Origin of the sequence: Pseudomonas sp. G2-4 (assembly GCF_030064125.1) — a bacterium.
Lineage (GTDB): Bacteria > Pseudomonadota > Gammaproteobacteria > Pseudomonadales > Pseudomonadaceae > Aquipseudomonas.
On the sequence record NZ_CP125957.1, the window covers coordinates 2450166 to 2468372 of the forward strand.

An 18207-nucleotide genomic window follows, 5' to 3' on the forward strand; every position below is an offset into this window, starting at 1 on the left:
ACCTGTCCGATGAAAACCGCCAATTTCGCCAGTTACCACATCCGCAAATGGTATAGCTTCGTTGAGGAAACCCTGGCCAATGAAAGTGGCCAGTTGGCCGATGGTGAACCCTTGTTCAAATACGCCATTGCCGCGGTGATCGCCAATCCCTACGCCGGACGCTACAGCGAAAGCCTGGCCGAGCTGGTAGAACCGTCACCTTTGCTGGGCCAGGAGTTTGGTCGTCGCATCCAGGAACTGGCGGGCCAGCGTGAGATAGTCAGTTACGGCAAGGCGTGCCTGGTAGGCAGTCAGGGTGAGTACGAGCATGGCAATGCACTGCTGACCAATCCGGCGGCGGATCCTATCCGCCTCGCGTTGGGCGGTGGCAAGTCCTGGGTCCCGTCCACGGGCAAGCGCGGCGGACCTGGGGTGACCATAGATGTGCCACTGGCCCACAAGGATGCGCTGTACGTCCGTTCGCATTACGACAGTATTTCGCTGTCGTTTGGTGATGGGCCGTCCGCGGACGAGTTGATCATCATCTGGGCCTTCGCCACGCGCGGGCGTTTGCATGCGCGTCTGGGTGGCCTCCAGGCCGCCGACGTCAAGGGTAACGACGGCTTGCATTGAGGTGCGTTGATCGTGGGAAGCAAACGAATGCCTGCAAACAGCCATTTTTTCACCAATCGCTCGCAGATGCGCCTGCACTATTTGTCCTGGGGCAACACCTCGGGCATTGCAGTGGTGCTCCTGCACGGGCTGCGCTCCTATGCCCAGACCTGGGACTCCCTGGCCAACGCGCTGGGTCAGCAATACTGCTGCTACGCCCTTGACCAACGCGGCCGGGGGGGCAGTGACTGGGCAGAGTCCACCCGCTACCGGACCGAGGCCTATGTCAGCGACCTTGAGGATTTGGTCGCTCATTTGGGGCTGCAATCGTTCGTCCTGGTGGGGCATTCCCTCGGCGGCACCAATGCGCTGGAGTATGCACGGCTCAACCCCGGGCGACTGCAAGCGCTGGTGGTCGAGGACATCGGCCCTGGCTCTTCGGTCAGCGGTGATGGCGCCGAGCGTATTCGACGCGAAATGAGCCAGACGCCGCTGGTGTTTCCTGATTGGGAGAGTGCCGCTCAGTTCTGGCGACAAGCGCGACCTGGCCTGTCGCTGGAGGGGCTGGCGTCCAGGCTGACGCATTCCATGAAACAAACGCCTGCGGGAATTGAATGGCGCCATGACCAGCAAGGTATTGCCCAGGCGCGCTTGAGTATTACCCCCACGGACTTGTGGCCTGCGGTGCGGGCCTTGGATTGTCCGACGCTGTTCATTCGTGGCGCACGTTCCGATTTCCTGCCGTTGGCGACCCTCGAGGCGATAAAGGCGGCCAACGCGCGGGTGCAAACAACGGAAATCGCCGACGCCAGTCATTACGTCCATGATGACCAGGGCGCGATGTTCAACCGTGTCGTCGTGGACTACTTGCACGAGCAACGCCTACAACTACAACAAATAAGCGGTGAATAGCGATGAAGCAGGAGAAAACCCAGGTTGTCATCGTGGGCGGCGGCCCGAACGGGATCACCGCGGCCCATTACATGGGGCTGTACGGCATCGACTGCGTCGTCCTTGAATTGGCGGACGGCATACTGCCGTATCCGCGCGCGGTGGGCATGGATGACGAGGCGCTGCGTGTGTTGCAGGGCATCGGCATCGCTGAACTGGCCGTGCGTGACATGATCTGCGACGTGCCCCTGCGTTATTACAATGCGCGAGGTGTCTGCTTCGCCGAGGTCAAGCCGAGCACTGCCCACTATGGCTGGCCGATGCGCAACATCTTCATGCAGCAGTTGCTTGAAGGGACGTTGCGTGAGCAGTTGGGCAAGCATGCGAGTGTCGAGTTGCGCCAGGGCCATGAAATGCTTGATTTGGAGCAGGATGGGCAAGGCGTGACATTGCAGGTGCGTGATGCCCAGGGTGAGCTGTATCAGTTACAGGCGCAGTACGTGATCGGCGCGGACGGCGGGCGTTCCAGCGTGCGCAAGAAACTCGGCATCGAGCTGCTGGGGCTGACTCATCCGCGCAAATGGGTGGTGATCGATACGGCCAACGACACCCTGGATGCCCCTTATACCGCCTTGCATGCCGACCCGCAGCGACCCTTCGTGTGCATTTACCTGCCGTACCAGCAACGTCGCTGGGAGTTCATGCTTCTGGAGGGTGAAGACGAAACCCTGATGTGCGAAGAAGCCACTATCCGGGGTTTGATTCGCGGACAGATCGGCAATGCGGTGGATCAGTTGGAAATCATCCGGATCCGCGCCTACACCCATAACTCTCGGGTGGCGGCGCGTTTCGTCGAGGGGCGTGTGGCGTTGGTGGGAGACGCGGCGCATATTTCCCCGCCCTGGGCCGGACAGGGGCTCAACTCGGGCTTGCGAGATGTCGCCAACGTCGCCTGGAAAATCGCCGCGATCCTCCAGGGACGGGCGTCGCCATCGATTCTTTCCAGCTACGACCAGGAACGTCGCGGGCATGCGACCGACCTCATCGCCTTGGCCGACAACATGGGCGCGGTACTGGGCTTGACCAATCCGCTGATGGCGGGGGTACGGGACTGGTTGTTCCAGGCCGTCAACAGCGTCGACAACCTTCGCTCCCACTTGCTTGAGTTCAAGTTCAAACCCAAGGCGACCATTACCAAGGGCCTGGTTTATCACGAGCGTGCCGAGCTGCACGAGGATGATCTGGTCGGGCAGTTGTTCATCCAGCCGTCTATCGAAGATGCCCAAGGCCAGCGGCGGCGCCTGGACGAAGTGTTGGGTCACTCCTATGCGGTGCTGGGGTATCGGGTCAATCCGAGCGAGCAGCTCAGTGAGCAGACTGCTGCCTATTGGGCGCGTTGGGACACACGCTTCATCCAGGTCAATCGCTCTCGCAGCGGCAAAGGCCGCAACCAACCGTTATCGGCCAGCGGCGCGATCTGTGTCGAGGACGTGGATAACCGGCTGGGCGAGTGGTTTTCCAAGGTGCGTGATTGCATCGTCGTCGTTCGGCCAGACCGATTCGTTGCAGCCATCACCACGCCGGAGCGGCTTGACGGCGTGTTGCGCAAGCTGGCGGAGCAACTTTCATGAGGCAGGAAGACGAACTCGTGGCCCGGCTCCACCATGCCGAGCGGTCTGTGCAAGCCTTGCCGCCGTTGGCGGCCCAGCAACTCGATCTGCGGACGGGCTATGCCCTCCAACGCGAAGCGTTGCGTCAGCGCCAGGTGCGCGGTGAGCAACTGACCGGTTGGAAGGTCGCCTTCGCCGGCAGTGCGGCGCAGAAGCGCATGGGGCTCCATGAGCCGGTCCTGGGAGGCCTGACCCATGCCATGGTCGTCGAGCCAGGCAGCTCGGTGGCGCTCGCACGGCTGATCCAGCCCAAGCTGGAGATTGAACTGGCGTTTGTCCTGGGACGCACGCTGGAGCCCGGCGACTACAGTGATGAGGAGATCCTGGCAGCCGTGTCCGACGTCGCGCCGGCGTTCGAGATAGCCGACTGCCGGTGGCAAGGTTGGAGCTTTGGCGTTGGGGCTTTTCTTGCTGACAACGCGGCCGCAGGCCTCTATTGCGTTGGCTCGCGGATAAAATTCGATCCCGGTCAACTGACTCGTGTGGCCTATCGTCTGGAATGTGATGGGGTGTTCTGCGGCATCGGTGATACTCAGGCGCGGGAAGATGCGCCGTTGGTCAATTTGTGTTGGTTGATTCGGCGATTACTGGCTGACGGTCAGTGCGTTGAAGCGGGCCAGGTCGTGTTGTCCGGGGCGTTGCTGCCGCCCATGGCCATCCAGGCCGCCGAGTACCGGTTGCACATGCTTGGCATGGAACTGGCTTTGGTTTTCCAGGCAGGCACTGACGCCTTGTGAAGCAATACCGTTGTCAGGGAGGACCGCGCAGCTTATGACAGGCCGACAATAAAAACCGGGCCACCGAGGAACGACGATCATGCTTGCCGAAGTCCGTACCTTCAACGATCCCCAGCAACACGCCGGGTCCATCCTGGGCTGGCAACAAGTCTATGACCAACTTGGTCGTGGATGCCTTTCCAGCGAGCTGCGGCAGGTGTGCGCCGAGCGCTTTCAGATCTTTCAGGAAGTGTTGGATAAGCGCGTGGTGCAGCGAGGTTGTGCACCAAAAGGGCGCTTGTGCATTGCCATGTCGTTGGGCAGCGCGCCGGTGGTCCAAGGGCATCAGGTGGGCGCCCAGAGCGTGGTGCTGCTGCGCGATGGCGAGGACTTTGTCTTGCATGCCCCGGAAGGTACGCACTTCTTCGCGGTTAACGTCGACACGGTACGTTTCGCCAAACTGGCGGCTTGCGAATTGTCGAACGAACAGCTCAAGCGCTTGAAAAGCGAGTCTCAGATCAGCGTGGACGAAGCGGTACTGTTGAGAGTCCAGCAAAGGATCCATCCGCTGTTCCGTCACCTTCTGCAGCAAGCGGATGCCATCAATCCAGCCTCGGAAAAGATGCTCGAAGACGTACTGCTCAACGCCTTCCTCGACCTGTTCAGTAACGCCTCGGATGAGGTGCGTGGCCGTCGTGGCAACGTTACTGTCAGCGCCTACTTGGTCAAGCGTTGCCAGGAACTGGTGGTGGCCAGCGGTGATACACCGCTGAGCATCCTTGATTTGTGCGAGCAATTGCGGGTGAGCCGCAGGACCCTGCAGAACAGTTTCCAGGCGGTCACCGGGATGCGTCCGGTCGAATACCTGCGCAATTTGAGGCTCAATGCCGTGCGGCGACGTTTGATCACTACCCGGGCGACGGTGTTGAACGTCGGTGAGATCGCCGTGGCAATGGGTTTTTTCCACCTGAGCCACTTCGCGACTCATTACCGAGCGCTGTTTGGTGAGTCGCCTTCCGATACCCCGCGGGCGGGATGATCGGAGGGGTTCTGATACGCCTCCGTCGTTTCCCGGGGGTGTTACCTGGCTACCGCTCTGCACGTTAATGGGCGCCGCTTGAGCCCTTTGGTAGCACATTTGTGGGATTAACCCCCCGGTTCCATTGGGGTCTAAAAAGCCTGTCTGCAGTACCTATTCCTTTAAATCAATCACTTGCGCCTTGACGGATGATGTTGGCACGCATTCTGCTATTTTGAATTTATGGATAATTGGATACAAAAATTCAAAAGGTGCTGCCATGCAATTTGTTCCGACTTTCGCTGAACGTCCGCCGATGACTGCCGAGGAGGAGGCCTACAGCTACCTGCTGGACGCCATCTGCAGCGGTCGGTTACGCAAGGGGGACCGGTTGATCGCCGAGGACATCGCCAGCGAGATCGGTATGAGCCGGATGCCGGTCCGCGAGGCCTTTCGCCGACTGGATGCCCAGGGCCTGGTGACACTTCGGCCCAATCGCGGTGCCATCGTCAGCGGCCTGGATATCGATGAGCTGCATGAAGTCTTCGAGATGCGCAGCGCCCTCGAAGGCCTGGCAGTGCGCGTCGCGGTGGCGCGCATTGGCGAGCGCCAATTGGCCGCTCTCGAGCGTTTGCTGGACGAGATGGACGACTACCGCGAGGAAAGCGCGGAGTGGGTCAGCCGGCATCGCGCCTTTCATGAATACCTGTGCAGCCTCAGCGGCCGTCCCCGGTTGCTGAAGCAGATCAGTGCCCTTTACTCGCTGATCGAGGCGCCCATGCGCCTTTGGTTGCAGCACGTGGACAAACCTTTAAGTGCGCGTCAGGAACACGCGGTGATCCTCGACGCCATTCGCGCTGGCGACGCCGATAAGGTTGAGGCGGTGGTCCGCGCGCACATTGAAGGCACCGTTCCTGAGTTGATCAAGTTTCTGCAACTGAAAAAATAACGAGAGCAGGCCATGAACCTGCCCGTGTTTTGACTTTGAGTACTGCCCGTTACTAACTGAACTGGAGTGTCTGGTCATGCATAAGCCCCACCTGTTGGTTGCTGCTCTATCCTTGGGATTCTGTGCTCAATGGGCGGTTGCCGCGCCCGTTGTGCCGGAGCGCTTGCTCAAGGTCGACAAACTCGTCTATTGCTCAGGCATGGATTCGCCGCCCCTGGTGTCCTTCGATGAAGCGCAAAAGCCCAGGGGCTTGACCGTCGACCTGGGACTGGAAATCGCCAAGCGCCTGGGCAACAAAAAGGTCGAATGGCGCGTCATTCCCTTCTCCGGACTGCTCCCGGCCTTGCTGGCCAAGCAGTGCGACATGATCGTCGACCAGCTGTTTGACAAGCCCGAGCGCCGCGAGGTGATCGATATCGTCAACTACATGTACTCCAGCCAGGCGGTGGTCGTGCCCAAGGGCAATCCGAAGGGCCTCAAGACGCTCCCGGCCCTCTCCGGACACAAGGTCGCGGTGCTCAACGGTTCCACCATCAAGACCCTGCTCGATGCCGAGAACGAAACCCTGGTCAAGTCCGGCAAGCCCGGGATGAAGCTGGTGGTCTACAACACCGACACCGATGCGTTCCAGGCCTTGCGCATCAGCCAGGTCGACGCCTACGGCACCACCGTGGAAACCGCCGGTTATTACGCCGCCATGGCACCTGATCTGTTCGAGGAAGGGGTGCCAGCCTTCAGCCGGATTCTCACCGGCCTCGGGATCCGCAAGGACGATCCGCAACTGACGGCGGCGGTGCAGCAGGTGATCAGCGACATGCGCAGCGATGGGAGCTACAGCCAACTCCTTGGTAAATGGCATGTCGCCAGTGACACTCTCGATTGAGGTAAGGCGTCGATGAATTTCAATTGGGATGTGTTTTGGCAGTACCTGCTTCAGCCCAGTGGGGTCTACCTCACCGGGCTCTGGCTGACCTGCGTGATCAGCGTGCTGGCCATGTTGCTGGGCTGTGCGCTCGGGCTGGCCGCAGCGCTGCTGCGGTTGTCGAGCAATCCACTGCTGCATTTGCCGGTGCGCTTTTATGTGTGGCTGATGCGTGGCACGCCGTTGCTGGTGCAGATTGTTTTTCTCTACACCGCACTGGCCGCCGGCGGGATTTTCCGCTTCGAAGATATCGACCTGTTTGGCCTGGTGATTCCCGGCAACATCCAGGCAGCGATCATTGCCCTGGGCCTCAACGAAGGCGCTTACATGGCCGAGATTATCCGGGCCGGCATCGGCGCGGTGGACAAGGGCCAATACGAGGCCGGGCGCTCCCTGGGCATGACGTTCGCCAAGCTGATGCGGCGCATCGTCCTGCCCCAGGCGTTCCGGGTCATCGTTCCGCCATTGGGCAACGAGTTCAACGTGATGCTCAAGAACACCACGCTGGTCAGCGTGATCGGCGTACAGGAACTGCTGCTCAGTACCCAGATGGTCACTTCGGCGACGTTCCGGGTGTTCGAGCTGTACCTGGTGGTGGCGATCTATTTCCTGCTGCTGACCACACTTTGGGGATTCTTCCAGCGCTGGCTGGAAGCCCGCTTCGGCCAGTCGGATCGGCCATCATCACCGCCACCGGCGGCCACGCGGATGTTCGGCCGTAGCACCCTGAAAATGCTGAGGGAACGTTAACCATGGCGCACAAAAGTGAAGAACTGATCATCGAGGCACTGGAGGTTCACAAATCCTTTGGCGAGCTGCAGATCCTCAAGGGCATTTCCCTGCAAGTGCGGCGCGGCGAAGTGGTGGTCCTGATTGGGGCCTCCGGTTCCGGCAAGACCACCTTTATCCGTTGCATCAATCTGCTGGAAGACATCCAGGGCGGGCGCATCCGCGTCAATGGCCGGGCCATGGGCTATCGCGAACGGGCCGATGGCAGCCTGGTGCGCGATTCGGAACGCAACATCGCCCGCCAGCGCCGGGATATCGGCATGGTGTTCCAGCGCTTCAACCTGTTCCCGCACATGACGGCGTTGGAGAACATCATCGAGGCGCCGATCCAGGTGCTGGGGATCCCGCGCGCCGAGGCGCTGGATCAGGCCCGTGGCTTGCTGGAACGGGTTGGCCTGGCAGACAAGGCCAGCCACTACCCATCCATGCTCTCCGGTGGGCAACAACAGCGGGTGGCGATTGCCCGTGCCCTGGCCATGAAACCCCAGGCCATGCTGTTCGACGAACCCACCAGTGCCCTCGACCCGGAAACCGTTGGCGAAGTGCTGCAAGTGATGAAGGCGCTAGCGGAGGAGGGCATGACCATGGTGGTGGTAACCCATGAAATGGGGTTTGCCCGGGAAGTGGCTGACCGTGTGGTAGTCCTGGATCAGGGCGAGCTCATTGAGCAAGGGCCGCCGGAGCAAATCTTCAGCCACCCCGTTCACCCTCGTACGCGGGCTTTTCTCAGTCGGGTGTTATGACCCTTCTCAGTCTGATTACTTGGAACGCCACCTAGTCAACCCCGATCAATGAACCCTTGTGTTGAAGAGCCTTTGCCATGCTGAAATTTTCTGCTCACGAGTACCCCTATCCGTCGCAACGCCAGAGCGTTTTTGCCCGTCGGGGCATGGTCGCCGCGTCCCAACCCCTGGCAGCCCAGGCGGGCATCGAGATGATGCAAAAGGGCGGCAATGCCATCGATGCCGCCATCGCCACGGCGGCGGCGCTGACAGTGGTCGAGCCTACGGGGTGCGGCATTGGCGGTGACGCCTTCGCCTTGGTCTGGTGCAAGGGCCAGTTGCATGGCCTCAACGGCAATGGCCATGCCCCGGCAGCCTTGAGTGTCGAAGCGGTCAAGGCGGCCGGCCATGATCAGATGCCGACCTATGGCTGGACCCCGGTGACGGTCCCGGGTTGCCCATCAGCCTGGGCCGAGTTGTCGCAACGCTTCGGCAAGCTGCCTTTCGCCCAGTTGCTGCAACCGGCAATCAGCCTGGCGCGGGACGGTTTTGCGTTGTCACCGGTGGTTGCCCATCAATGGCAGATCGCCGTGGGTGAGCTCACCCCCCATCGCGATCCGGTCCTGGAGGTCTGGTTCGAGACCTTCCTGATCGAGGGCCGCGCACCCCGGGCCGGCGAGATCTTCCGCAACCCCGCCCAAGCCCGCACCCTCGAAGAACTGGCCGCCACGCGCTGCGAAAGCCTGTATCGCGGCGCGTTGGCCGAGCGCCTGGATGCCCATTCCCGCGCCACGGGCGGCTACCTGCGATCCACCGACCTCAAGGATTATCGAGCCCAGTGGGTCGAGCCGATCCACGTCAACTACCGAGGGGTCGATGTCTGGGAGATCCCGCCGAGCGGGCAGGGCCTGGTGGCCTTGATGGCGCTGAAGATACTCGAAGGCTTCAGCTTCGATCACCGTGACAGCCAGCAGACCTGGCATCGCCAACTGGAAGCCATGAAGCTGGCCTACAGCGATGGCCTGCACTACATCACCGACCCGTTGCACATGCGCGTGGCGGTGGCTGATTTGTTGAGTGACGAGTACAGCGCCCGACGCCGCGGGCAGATCGGCGAACAGGCCCAGCCTCCCAAGCCCGGTGATCCCCACGCCAGCGGCACGGTGTACCTGGCCACCGCCGACGCAGAGGGCAACATGGTTTCCTTCATCCAGAGCAACTACCACGGTTTCGGCTCCGGCGTGGTGCTGCCCGACAGCGGTATTGCCCTGCAGAATCGTGGACAGGAGTTCAGTCTCGACGCGAAGCACGCCAACTGCCTGGCCCCAGGCAAGAAGACCTTTCACACCATCATCCCCGGCTTCCTCACCCAGAACGGCCAGGCTCTCGGACCTTTCGGCGTGATGGGCGGCTACATGCAGCCCCAAGGGCATGTGCAGATGGTCATGAACCTGGTGGATTTCGGCCTCAACCCCCAAGCGGCCCTGGACGCGCCGCGTTGGCAATGGCTGGGCGGGATGAAGGTCGGTATCGAGCAAGGCGCCTCCCGCGACCTGGCCAATGCCTTGGCCCGGCGCGGTCATCAGGTGCAGATCGCCAGCGACCTGACTGACTATGGGCGCGGTCAAATCATACTGCGCGATCCGGTCAGCGGTGTGTTGTGTGGTGGGACTGAACCCCGAGCGGATTCCCATATCGCGGTCCTATAAGCTTGCGCTTATGGCCGCGGCTCTCACGATCACCAGGCCCTTCAAAGGTGCTGCTTGAGGTAGTGCGCAAACTCACGCGCCAGTTGTGACGGCTCCTCCTGTGAGGGGAGCAGCAGCGCGATGTCGTACTTGATGGCAGGTTTGAAGGGCTTGAGGATCAGGTTGCCGGTGAAGGGCCGACTGACCACCGGATCGACGATCCCGACACCCATTCCGGCGCCGACCAGTTCACATGCCGTGGCGAAGAATTCTGTTTCGGCTACCACGTTCCAAGATGACCCGTACGCCGAAAAGGCCATGGCCAACTGCTGGTAGATCGGGTCGCCCTTGAACAGTGAAACGAATGGCACGCCATCCAGGTCCGCCGGGGTAATCACGTCCAGTTTTGTGAGCGGGTGGCCGATCGGCATCATGCACTGGCATTCATAGGCAATCACCTCCATGCACGATGTCGGGTAGTCGAGCGGCAGTTCGGCAATGGCCATGTCGAATTGCTGCGTAGTGATTAACTCGCGAACGGACTGGGAGTTTCGGGTGATGATCTTGAGCACCAGGCCCGGGCGCTCTTTGGCGAATTCGGCCATCAAGCGGGGCAGCAAATGGATCGAGATGCTGGCGTAGGCGGCGATCGCCAGATGGCCGCGTTTTCCCGTGCGGATTTCCTTGGCGATGCGCTGGGTTTTCTCCACGGCCTCCAGCGCCCGTTCAGCCTCGACGAAAAACAAGCGGGCTTCAGGGGTGGGTTGCAAGCGTCCGCCTTTGCGCACGAACAACTTGAGGCCGGTTTCATGTTCCAGGTTGGCGATGGTACTGCTGATGGCCGGCTGAGAAATATTCAAAAGCTCTGCCGCGCGGGTCATGGTGCCGTGGATCATCAAGGTTCTGAAGCACTCGAGCTGCCGGATTCGCATGGGCCACCCTATAGATTTAACTTATACCGAGGCCACTTTATATTATTGGTTTGAGGTTTTCTTCTGTGTTTTCCTTGATTGCAGGTACACGGTCCGCCGTCCATCAGCTCGCAAAGGAGAACAGCGACATGAATACAATGGCCTCGACTTGCCCCGGTGAACGGGTCCTTTTGCCTGCTCGGCGGGGTGTCGCGATTCGGTTGAATCAGGGGCAAATCCTCAAGGTGATCAACACCCCTGGCAAACAGGTGGTAGACACCTGGGCCTTCAACCCGGAAGACCTCCGGGAAGCCATGTCCATGGAGCACAGTCGTCCCTACTGGTTGAAGCTCAACCCCGGTCAAGGTGACAGTTTCCTGACCAACAAACGCCGCCAGATCCTGACGCTTATCGAGGACACCACACCGGGTATCCACGACACGCTGGTCGCCGCTTGTGATCCGACTCGTTATGTTCAACTGGGCGTTGTCGGCCATCATGACAGTTGCAATGAAAACCTCTTTCAAGCCCTGGATGCCATCGGCCTGATTGCGCCCGAAACACCGAGCCCCTTGAACCTCTTCATGAACGTTCCCGTTCATCAGGACGGGCGGATTGCGTTTGCCGAGCCTGTCAGTCAGCCTGGGCAATATGTCTGCCTCAAAGCGGAAATGGACGTTATTGTGGTGCTGTCCGCTTGCCCCCAGGACATCACGGCAGTCAATGGCATGCGCCCCCAGGCTGTGCACTACTGCATCCTCTGACGGATCGCCAAACCTGCTGGCGGATGTTGTCTGTCAGCAGGACACTGAAGTCGTCATAAGCACCTCAGTCGGGTGTCCGGAGAAAACCATGCGCAAAATACCGCCTCTGAATTCCGTGCGAGCGTTTGAGGCTGTAGCACGTCACCAGAGTTTTTCCTCCGCTGCGAACGAGCTCTCTGTAACGGTCGCCGCGGTCAGTCATCAAGTTCGGCAACTGGAAGACGGGCTGGGGCAAAAGCTCCTGGAAAGGGGCCGGACGGTGACCCTCACGCCTGCCGGCAAAGCGATCTATCCGCTGTTGCGAGACGGTTTTGACCAGATTGCCCAAGCGTTCGCCCTGTTAGGCGGGGCAAGGGAGGGTGATGCTGTCCAGGTTTCCACCACGCGGGCATTCGCGGAGCGATGGCTCATGCCGCGCCTGGCGAAGTTCAACGAGATTTATCCGAACATCGTGGTGTCCATCCACGCCTCGGAGAAAGTGGTGGATCTGCGTTCAGACGCTGTCGATCTGGCGATTCGATATGGGCCGGTCGATGCCGATGTGCAGGGCCCCGTGCTGTTCGAGGACCGGTTCATCGCGGTCGCCGATAAGAGCATTTGCCCGGTCGACCGCAACGCAACGATCAGCGACTTTCATAATCGCCCGCTACTGGCGTTCAAATGGAAGAACCAGGCGCTCGAGGCGCCCTCATGGTCAGTCTGGCTGGCCGGGATGAAGCACGGCACGACCGGGGAGCTGCGCATCTCCTGGTACAGCGAGGAAACCCTCGCGCTGCATGCGCTGGAGCGGGGATTGGGGCCCTTGCTGTGCAGCGATGTGTTGATTGACGATGAGCTTCGCTCCGGGCGCATTCGTCGGGTAGAGGGCCCCACCTTGCCAGGTTTTACCTACCACCTGATCGAAGGCCACAGCGGTAGTCCACGGCGCAGCCTGTCATTGTTCAGGGAATGGCTTCTGGGCGAGGCCAGGTCCTTCAGGGGCAATGCCTTGAATGACCTGGCAGGACATCAACTGGCGCTCACGTCCTGAGGAGACAGTCAAGCCGGAGACAGCTGGCTTTGGCGTTCTTCAATCATTTGCCTGACCAGAACCGGAACGGCATCGAAAGCATTGGCGATGGAGGCTTCATGGCGAGCGTCGCCAAACTCCTGATAGTCGATGGAGATGACATGGGTTTCGTCCACGCCCAGATAGTGCGCACAGGTTTGTATGTGAGTGTCCAGGTGGTTCATGGTTTCACGAACGCCACCGGGACCGAATCCAAACTCACCCCGGGAAGACAGGATAACCAGCTTCTTGCCGCTCATGATGGGCTCCAGGGGGTAGTCGCCGCGCGCCAAGTCAAAGGTGAAGGTTTTTCCGATGCGAATCACTTTGTCAAACCAGGACTTGAGGGCGGCCGGCATGCCGTAGTTGTACATCGGGGTGCCGATCACGATGATGTCGGCGCGATCTATCTCATCGATCAGTTCATCCGAGAGGCGAATCTCCTCGCGCTTTTCCGGCGTCAGGTGCTCTTCTGGCGTAAAGACTGCGGCAATCCAGGCTTCTGTCACGAAGGGAGGCGGATTGTGTCCAACGTCACGGGCGATGATCTGGGCCTTGCTGTCGCGTTCAAGCCAGGCTTCGACAAATGCCTGGGACAATTTACGGCTCAGTGAGCGGTCGGATCGTGCGCTGGCATCGATGTGAAGAAGGGTGGTCATTTCATGTTTCCTGTTCATTCTGAAGTGGAATTACTTCAGCGACTGGAACAAGTTGGCCATGCCCCTCAGGTGTTCGGCTATTGACATTTATTTGAGTGCCGTTAAGTAAAACTCAATAAGCGATTTTTCTTTGTTGGGCGATCTGGACATCTCTTTGGTTTTCGGTGCGGGCGTGGATGTTTCATGTTCGGTTTGTTTGTGCAATTGAGAAGAACTTAATGCGGGCATTTTTCTAAAGGTCGGTTTAGTTATTATCAATTACCTAAACATGCAGACCTCGCTTTAATGGCTCGGGGCGATTCACGTGGTCGCCGGTCAGCGAGGAAAACAATAATGTCAACGCGTCGCGAATCAGAAAATAGCTTAATGAATGAGGCCAATTATGATGCGCTGGGCCTCGAGCCCGTGCCCGATTGCCAGCGTACTTCTACACCGTTAGACCAGTTCTGGATCTGGGCGGGGGCGAATGTGGCTCCGATCAACTGGGTGTTGGGTGCCATCGGTATCCAGCTGGGGTTGAGCCTGATTGAGACCCTGCTGGTGATCGTCGTCGGCAATCTGTTGGGCGCGGCCTTGTTCGGCGGCATCTGCATCATGGGTCACCGCACGGGGGTGCCGCAAATGGTGCTTTCCCGGCTGGCGTTCGGTCGACGCGGTGCCTACCTGCCCACCCTCATGCAGGTACTGATGCCGATGGGATGGGTCGCCACCAACACCTGGGTAGTGCTTGATTTGGCGGTGGCCGCCCTGGAAAGAGTCGGCATCAATGGTGGCATGGAGCTCAAGTACGCGATTGCCTTGGTCGTCATGGTTCTTCAGGTCGGTATCGCGGCCTGGGGCTTCAATGCCATCAAGTGTTTTGAACGCTACACCATGCCGGTGATTCTCCTGATCATGGTGGTGATGACCGGATTGGCCTTCACCCATGTGGATATCCAGTGGCAGACTTCCACGGTCGTGGGCATTGGCAAGCTGTCTGCCATGAGTAGCCTCATGACGGCGATCGGGATCGGCTGGGGGATTTCTTGGCTGGTATACGCCTCGGACTACACCCGTTTCACCCAGACCAAATTGTCCGATGGCCAGGTGTTCCGGTCGACGTTTCTCGGCATGTTCCTGCCTACCGTATGGCTGGCCTTTCTTGGCGCGGCGATTGCGTCTGCGGGTGCCGGCTCGGATCCAGCGCAACTGATCATTGCCGTCTTCGGCACGATGGCGTTGCCGGTACTCCTTGTACTGTTACATGGCCCGGTGGCCACCAACATCGTGGTCATTTACTCGGCCGCATTGGCAACGTTGTCCCTGGATCTACGAGTGCCACGCTGGGCGGTATCGACGATCTCAGGCGTGGTGGCGCTGTTCATCCTTTATCTGTTCCTGCAATCGGGCGAGTTTGTGCATGCCTTCGAAAACCTGATGGTGTTTTTCGTGGTGTGGATCAGTCCTTGGGCGGGCATCACGCTGGTCGATTTTTTCCTGATTCGCCGGGGACAGGTCGATCTGAAGTCGCTTTATTGTCATCACCTGGAAAGTGCCTGCACTGACGTGAACTGGAAAGGCGTATTTGCACTTTCAGCCGGCGTGCTCGCGGCGTGGTTATTTCAAGTGGGCACCATTAAGTCGCTTCAAGGCCCTCTTGCCATGGCATTGGGAGGTATTGATTTTTCTTGGCTGGCAGGGTTTGGCGTGGGCGGCGGTATGTATTACGTATTGCACCGTTCGCGACGAATAGAAGTTGCTCACTCGTCGGTGATGGCTAAGTAAACGTTAGTGCTGTGAAACGATTCAATCATTAAAGAGGTTATTGCAAATGTCTCATCTTGAACAAACCAATGTGCTGGCTGCGTTGAATGCCGGCGCCGAGATCGATGCGTTCCTGGGTAATGTCGTGGAGATTGCGATTGTGACCCGCGACCACAAGCGCACCATGGATGGCTTGCTCAAGCTGGGGATCGGCCCGTGGCGGGTGTACACCTTCAGCCCGGAAAACACCCAGGACCAGACTTACCACGGTGAACCGGCCGAGTTTGTGCTGAAAGTCTGTTTCGCCCAATCCGGAAACATGATCTGGGAGTTGATGGAGCCGGTGTCCGGCCCGACGATTTTCGCCGACTTTCTGGACAAGCATGGCGAAGGCATCCAGCACGTTGCGTATGACTGCAACAACATCCCGTTTGAAGACCGTATCGCTGAACTGCAGCGCCGGGGCTTCAAGTGCGTGCAGTCCGGTTCCTGGATGGGCGTGAATCATTTCGCGTTCTTCGGCACCGAGGCCGATACCACCACGGTATTTGAGACCTATGCCTTTCCTGGCGATTGGGACTATCCCGAGCCTGAGTCCTGGTATCCGCCCCGGGCATAAACTCCCGCGGCATCACAGGCATCGTCCGGGCGCTGACCGCAGGTCACACGCCCGGGCTTCGCTGCTCGGAAAGACACCAGGAGTACAGCCATGAACAATGTCCGGATGGATAACATCAGTTGGGTCGACTATGAGCACCGAGTGCATTCAGGGGCAGTGGTCTTGCTGCCCATCGGAGCAACTGAGCAGCACGGGCCTCACTTGCCTCTGGGCACCGACGCCTTGCTGGCCAGCGCAATCAGTGAAGAGGTGGCCAGGGAAATCGACGGCGTCGTAGCTCCGGCCTTGTCCTACGGCTACAAATCCCAGCCCAAGTGTGGAGGAGGGCAGCACTTCTGCGGAACAACCAGCGTGGATGGGGCGACCTTGATTGCCATGGTCCGGGATGCCGTACGTGAGTTTCATCGCCATGGCGTGAAGCGCCTGGTCCTGGTGATCGGCCACTACGAGAACCAGTGGTTCGTGACCGAAGGCATCGAGCTGGCGATGCGCGATATCGGCCCGGATGCCGGACTGGAAGTCATGCGCCTCGAGCACTGGGAGTTCGTGACGTCACAAACCCTCGACAAGACTTTCCCGAACGGCTTTCCGGGCATCGCACTGGAACACGCGGCAGTTATCGAAACGTCGATGATGCTGCATTACCACCCGGGGATGGTGCACTTGGACAAGATTCCTGATCATGGGCCGGCTGAGTTTCCGGTTTACGATATGTTCCCGACACGTACCGAATGGGTGCCAGCCAGTGGTGTGTTGTCATCTGCGATGGGGTCCAGCGCTGACAAGGGGAGGTTGTTGGTGGCCGATGTCACCCGTGGCATCGTCCAGGCGGTCCGATCAGAGTTCAGGTTGGCCGCCATGCCTTGAGATGTGCGCATTTGCAAACCGAAGCCGGCGGCAAGGTTACTTGGAACAATGTCGCTATGTTCTCGTTACGCTGCATTGAATAGCGGGGCTGATGTCATCCGGCGGCCTGGAGGCGCCATCAACCCTAGCCGCTGCTCAGTGTCGAGACTTTCACAAAAGTTGCGATTACCATTCAGTCGAACTTGACCAAATCCTTGAAGATCAACTGACCCCAGCTCTTTCCGCGCGCCTGCACAAGCAGTCCACCGTCCGAAAGCCCGCCAAGTGTGATCGGCGCGAAACCGAGTTTTTCAGCAAGTACACCAATCTCCGCTGCCGCGCCGTCATCGTCGCTCGCCAGGAACACAACTCTCCTGCCACCCTGTACGGCCGGGCCCTGGTCAAGAACGGTAGCGACCAAATGGTTGAAGCCCTTAACCAGTCTAGCGCCAGTGAAAGCCTGTGCGACGACCCTGGAGGACGGCTGGCCTCCCAGTTCCTCGGGGGATACGCCGTAGGCATTGGTGACATCGACGATGGTCTTCCCCTGCCAGGTGGGCAGCGCCTTCGCGACATCCGCGTGCGACTCGAAACGGACGGCCAAAAAGACGATGTCCGCCTTGACGGCTTCCGCCAGCTTTTTGGGAATAATCGTAGGTCCGATCGCGGCCGCAGCGGATGCAAAGCTTTCCGGGTCACGAGTGGTTGCAACGGATACTTCAATACCGCTTCGGGCAAACGCCTTGGCAAGCGCCTGGCCGATGTTGCCGAAGCCAATAATTGCGTAGCTCATATAGGTTCCTTTGGTTGACCACGCCTTGGGGGCTCCGAGTATCGAACGGAGCGACCGGGCGGGCGTAGTGCGTCAGATTTGCGCCAGGCCGCCGTCGGCGGCGACCTCGCTGGCGGTCATGAAGCTGCTGTCCTGCGACGCGAGAAACGCCGCCACCGCGCCGATCTCCGCCGGGTCAGCCATGCGCTGGAGCGGGTTCATCGAGGCGAAGACCTTCATGCCTTCCTCGCCTAGCGCAGCCTTTGCGAGTTCGGTTGCCGTCGGCCCGGGCGACAGCACGTTGACCCGGATGCCGCTACCTTTCAGGTCCTGCGCCCAGGTCCGCGCGAGGTTGCGCACGGCCGCCTTGCTCGCGCTGTAGACGCTGAATGCCGGGGCCCCCGTGGTGCCGGCGCTCGATCCGGTCAGAATGATCGAACCACCCTGGCCCATCAGCGGCAGTGCCTTCTGAACCGTGAAAATCGTACCCTTCACATTGGTGTCGAAGGTTGCGTCAATGTGCTCGGCGGAGATCTCGCCGAGCGCGAGCGGGCTTCCCGCCCCGGCGTTGGCGAAGACGATGTCGAGGGTTCCGCGCTCGGCCTTCACCGCCGCGTAGAGTCGGTCGAGGTCGGCGAGATCGGATACTGAGCCCCTCACCGCGCGGGCATTGGGCCCGAGGTCGGCCACAGCGGCGTCGAGCGTTTCCTGCCGGCGTCCGAAGATGAAGACGAAGGCGCCTTCCTCAATGAAGCGCTTTGCTGCGGCGAGGCCGATTCCAGTAGCGCCGCCGGTAATCACTGCGGTCTTTCCATTCAGTCTGGTCATGATGTGCATTTCCTCTAGTGCTGAGTGCAAACAGGGAATCGCTTGCTTGAGGACCACTATG

At 59.8% G+C, this 18207-nt stretch carries 19 protein-coding genes; 15 read left to right on the forward strand and 4 right to left on the reverse strand.

The window, feature by feature from the left end:
• Positions 1-9: 9 nt before the first annotated feature.
• From QNH97_RS11110 to QNH97_RS11155, 10 genes are all read left to right on the forward strand, one after another.
• On the forward strand, positions 10-612 hold the full coding sequence (locus tag QNH97_RS11110; protein ID WP_283556845.1) for an amino acid synthesis family protein: 603 nt from the start codon (positions 10-12) through the stop codon (positions 610-612).
• A gap of 27 nt (positions 613-639) precedes the next feature.
• On the forward strand, positions 640-1503 hold the full coding sequence (locus QNH97_RS11115; RefSeq protein WP_283556846.1) for an alpha/beta fold hydrolase: 864 nt from the start codon (positions 640-642) through the stop codon (positions 1501-1503).
• A 2-nt stretch (positions 1504-1505) separates the two neighbouring features.
• Positions 1506-3113 (forward strand): bifunctional 3-(3-hydroxy-phenyl)propionate/3-hydroxycinnamic acid hydroxylase, encoded by a 1608-nt coding sequence (locus tag QNH97_RS11120; protein WP_283556847.1) that lies wholly within the window; start codon positions 1506-1508, stop codon positions 3111-3113.
• The gene (locus QNH97_RS11125; protein ID WP_283556848.1) at positions 3110-3889 is read left to right on the forward strand and encodes a 2-keto-4-pentenoate hydratase; all 780 of its coding nucleotides are present in this window, start codon (positions 3110-3112) and stop codon (positions 3887-3889) included. Before QNH97_RS11120 ends, QNH97_RS11125 begins: the two co-directional genes overlap by 4 nt.
• 79 nt (positions 3890-3968) lie before the next feature.
• On the forward strand, positions 3969-4907 hold the full coding sequence (locus QNH97_RS11130) for a helix-turn-helix domain-containing protein (protein WP_283556849.1): 939 nt from the start codon (positions 3969-3971) through the stop codon (positions 4905-4907).
• Positions 4908-5166: 259 nt separating this feature from the next.
• Positions 5167-5835, forward strand: coding sequence for a GntR family transcriptional regulator (locus QNH97_RS11135; protein ID WP_283556850.1), 669 nt, complete (start codon positions 5167-5169; stop codon positions 5833-5835).
• Positions 5836-5911: 76 nt separating this feature from the next.
• A complete protein-coding gene (locus QNH97_RS11140; protein WP_283556851.1) occupies positions 5912-6718 on the forward strand; it encodes an ABC transporter substrate-binding protein in 807 nt (268 codons plus the stop codon).
• Positions 6719-6730: 12 nt separating this feature from the next.
• Positions 6731-7507 (forward strand): amino acid ABC transporter permease, encoded by a 777-nt coding sequence (locus QNH97_RS11145; protein WP_283556852.1) that lies wholly within the window; start codon positions 6731-6733, stop codon positions 7505-7507.
• A gap of 2 nt (positions 7508-7509) precedes the next feature.
• On the forward strand, positions 7510-8289 hold the full coding sequence (locus QNH97_RS11150) for an amino acid ABC transporter ATP-binding protein (RefSeq protein WP_283556853.1): 780 nt from the start codon (positions 7510-7512) through the stop codon (positions 8287-8289).
• Between the two features lie 77 nt (positions 8290-8366).
• Positions 8367-9977 (forward strand): gamma-glutamyltransferase family protein, encoded by a 1611-nt coding sequence (locus tag QNH97_RS11155; protein ID WP_283556854.1) that lies wholly within the window; start codon positions 8367-8369, stop codon positions 9975-9977.
• Positions 9978-10018: 41 nt separating this feature from the next.
• On the opposite strand, the gene QNH97_RS11160 is transcribed toward QNH97_RS11155, so the two are convergent.
• Positions 10019-10888 carry a LysR family transcriptional regulator gene (locus QNH97_RS11160; RefSeq protein WP_283556855.1) on the reverse strand — a complete coding sequence of 290 codons (870 nt, stop codon included), beginning with the start codon at positions 10886-10888 and terminating at the stop codon, positions 10019-10021.
• Between the two features lie 128 nt (positions 10889-11016).
• Between QNH97_RS11160 and QNH97_RS11165 the strand changes: the two genes are divergently transcribed.
• Positions 11017-11631 carry a DUF1989 domain-containing protein gene (locus QNH97_RS11165; RefSeq protein WP_283556856.1) on the forward strand — a complete coding sequence of 205 codons (615 nt, stop codon included), beginning with the start codon at positions 11017-11019 and terminating at the stop codon, positions 11629-11631.
• A gap of 88 nt (positions 11632-11719) precedes the next feature.
• The gene (locus QNH97_RS11170; RefSeq protein ID WP_283556857.1) at positions 11720-12661 is read left to right on the forward strand and encodes a LysR substrate-binding domain-containing protein; all 942 of its coding nucleotides are present in this window, start codon (positions 11720-11722) and stop codon (positions 12659-12661) included.
• A gap of 8 nt (positions 12662-12669) precedes the next feature.
• Here the strand turns inward: QNH97_RS11170 and QNH97_RS11175 are convergent, their stop codons facing one another.
• On the reverse strand, positions 12670-13338 hold the full coding sequence (locus QNH97_RS11175; protein ID WP_283556858.1) for an FMN-dependent NADH-azoreductase: 669 nt from the start codon (positions 13336-13338) through the stop codon (positions 12670-12672).
• A 333-nt stretch (positions 13339-13671) separates the two neighbouring features.
• On the opposite strand from QNH97_RS11175, the gene QNH97_RS11180 reads away from it, so the two are divergent.
• From QNH97_RS11180 to QNH97_RS11190, 3 genes are all read left to right on the forward strand, one after another.
• Complete coding sequence (locus QNH97_RS11180; RefSeq protein WP_283556859.1) at positions 13672-15102, forward strand: purine-cytosine permease family protein; 1431 nt, start codon at positions 13672-13674, stop codon at positions 15100-15102.
• A gap of 46 nt (positions 15103-15148) precedes the next feature.
• Positions 15149-15700 (forward strand): VOC family protein, encoded by a 552-nt coding sequence (locus QNH97_RS11185; protein ID WP_283556860.1) that lies wholly within the window; start codon positions 15149-15151, stop codon positions 15698-15700.
• A 90-nt stretch (positions 15701-15790) separates the two neighbouring features.
• Positions 15791-16567: a creatininase gene (locus QNH97_RS11190; protein ID WP_283556861.1), complete on the forward strand. Its 777-nt coding sequence runs from the start codon at positions 15791-15793 to the stop codon at positions 16565-16567.
• A gap of 172 nt (positions 16568-16739) precedes the next feature.
• Here QNH97_RS11190 and QNH97_RS11195 read toward each other — a convergent pair whose 3' ends face one another.
• Both QNH97_RS11195 and QNH97_RS11200 read right to left on the reverse strand, forming a co-directional pair.
• Positions 16740-17339 carry an NADPH-dependent F420 reductase gene (locus tag QNH97_RS11195; RefSeq protein ID WP_283556862.1) on the reverse strand — a complete coding sequence of 200 codons (600 nt, stop codon included), beginning with the start codon at positions 17337-17339 and terminating at the stop codon, positions 16740-16742.
• A gap of 72 nt (positions 17340-17411) precedes the next feature.
• Positions 17412-18146 carry an SDR family NAD(P)-dependent oxidoreductase gene (locus tag QNH97_RS11200; RefSeq protein WP_283556863.1) on the reverse strand — a complete coding sequence of 245 codons (735 nt, stop codon included), beginning with the start codon at positions 18144-18146 and terminating at the stop codon, positions 17412-17414.
• Positions 18147-18207 lie beyond the last annotated feature (61 nt).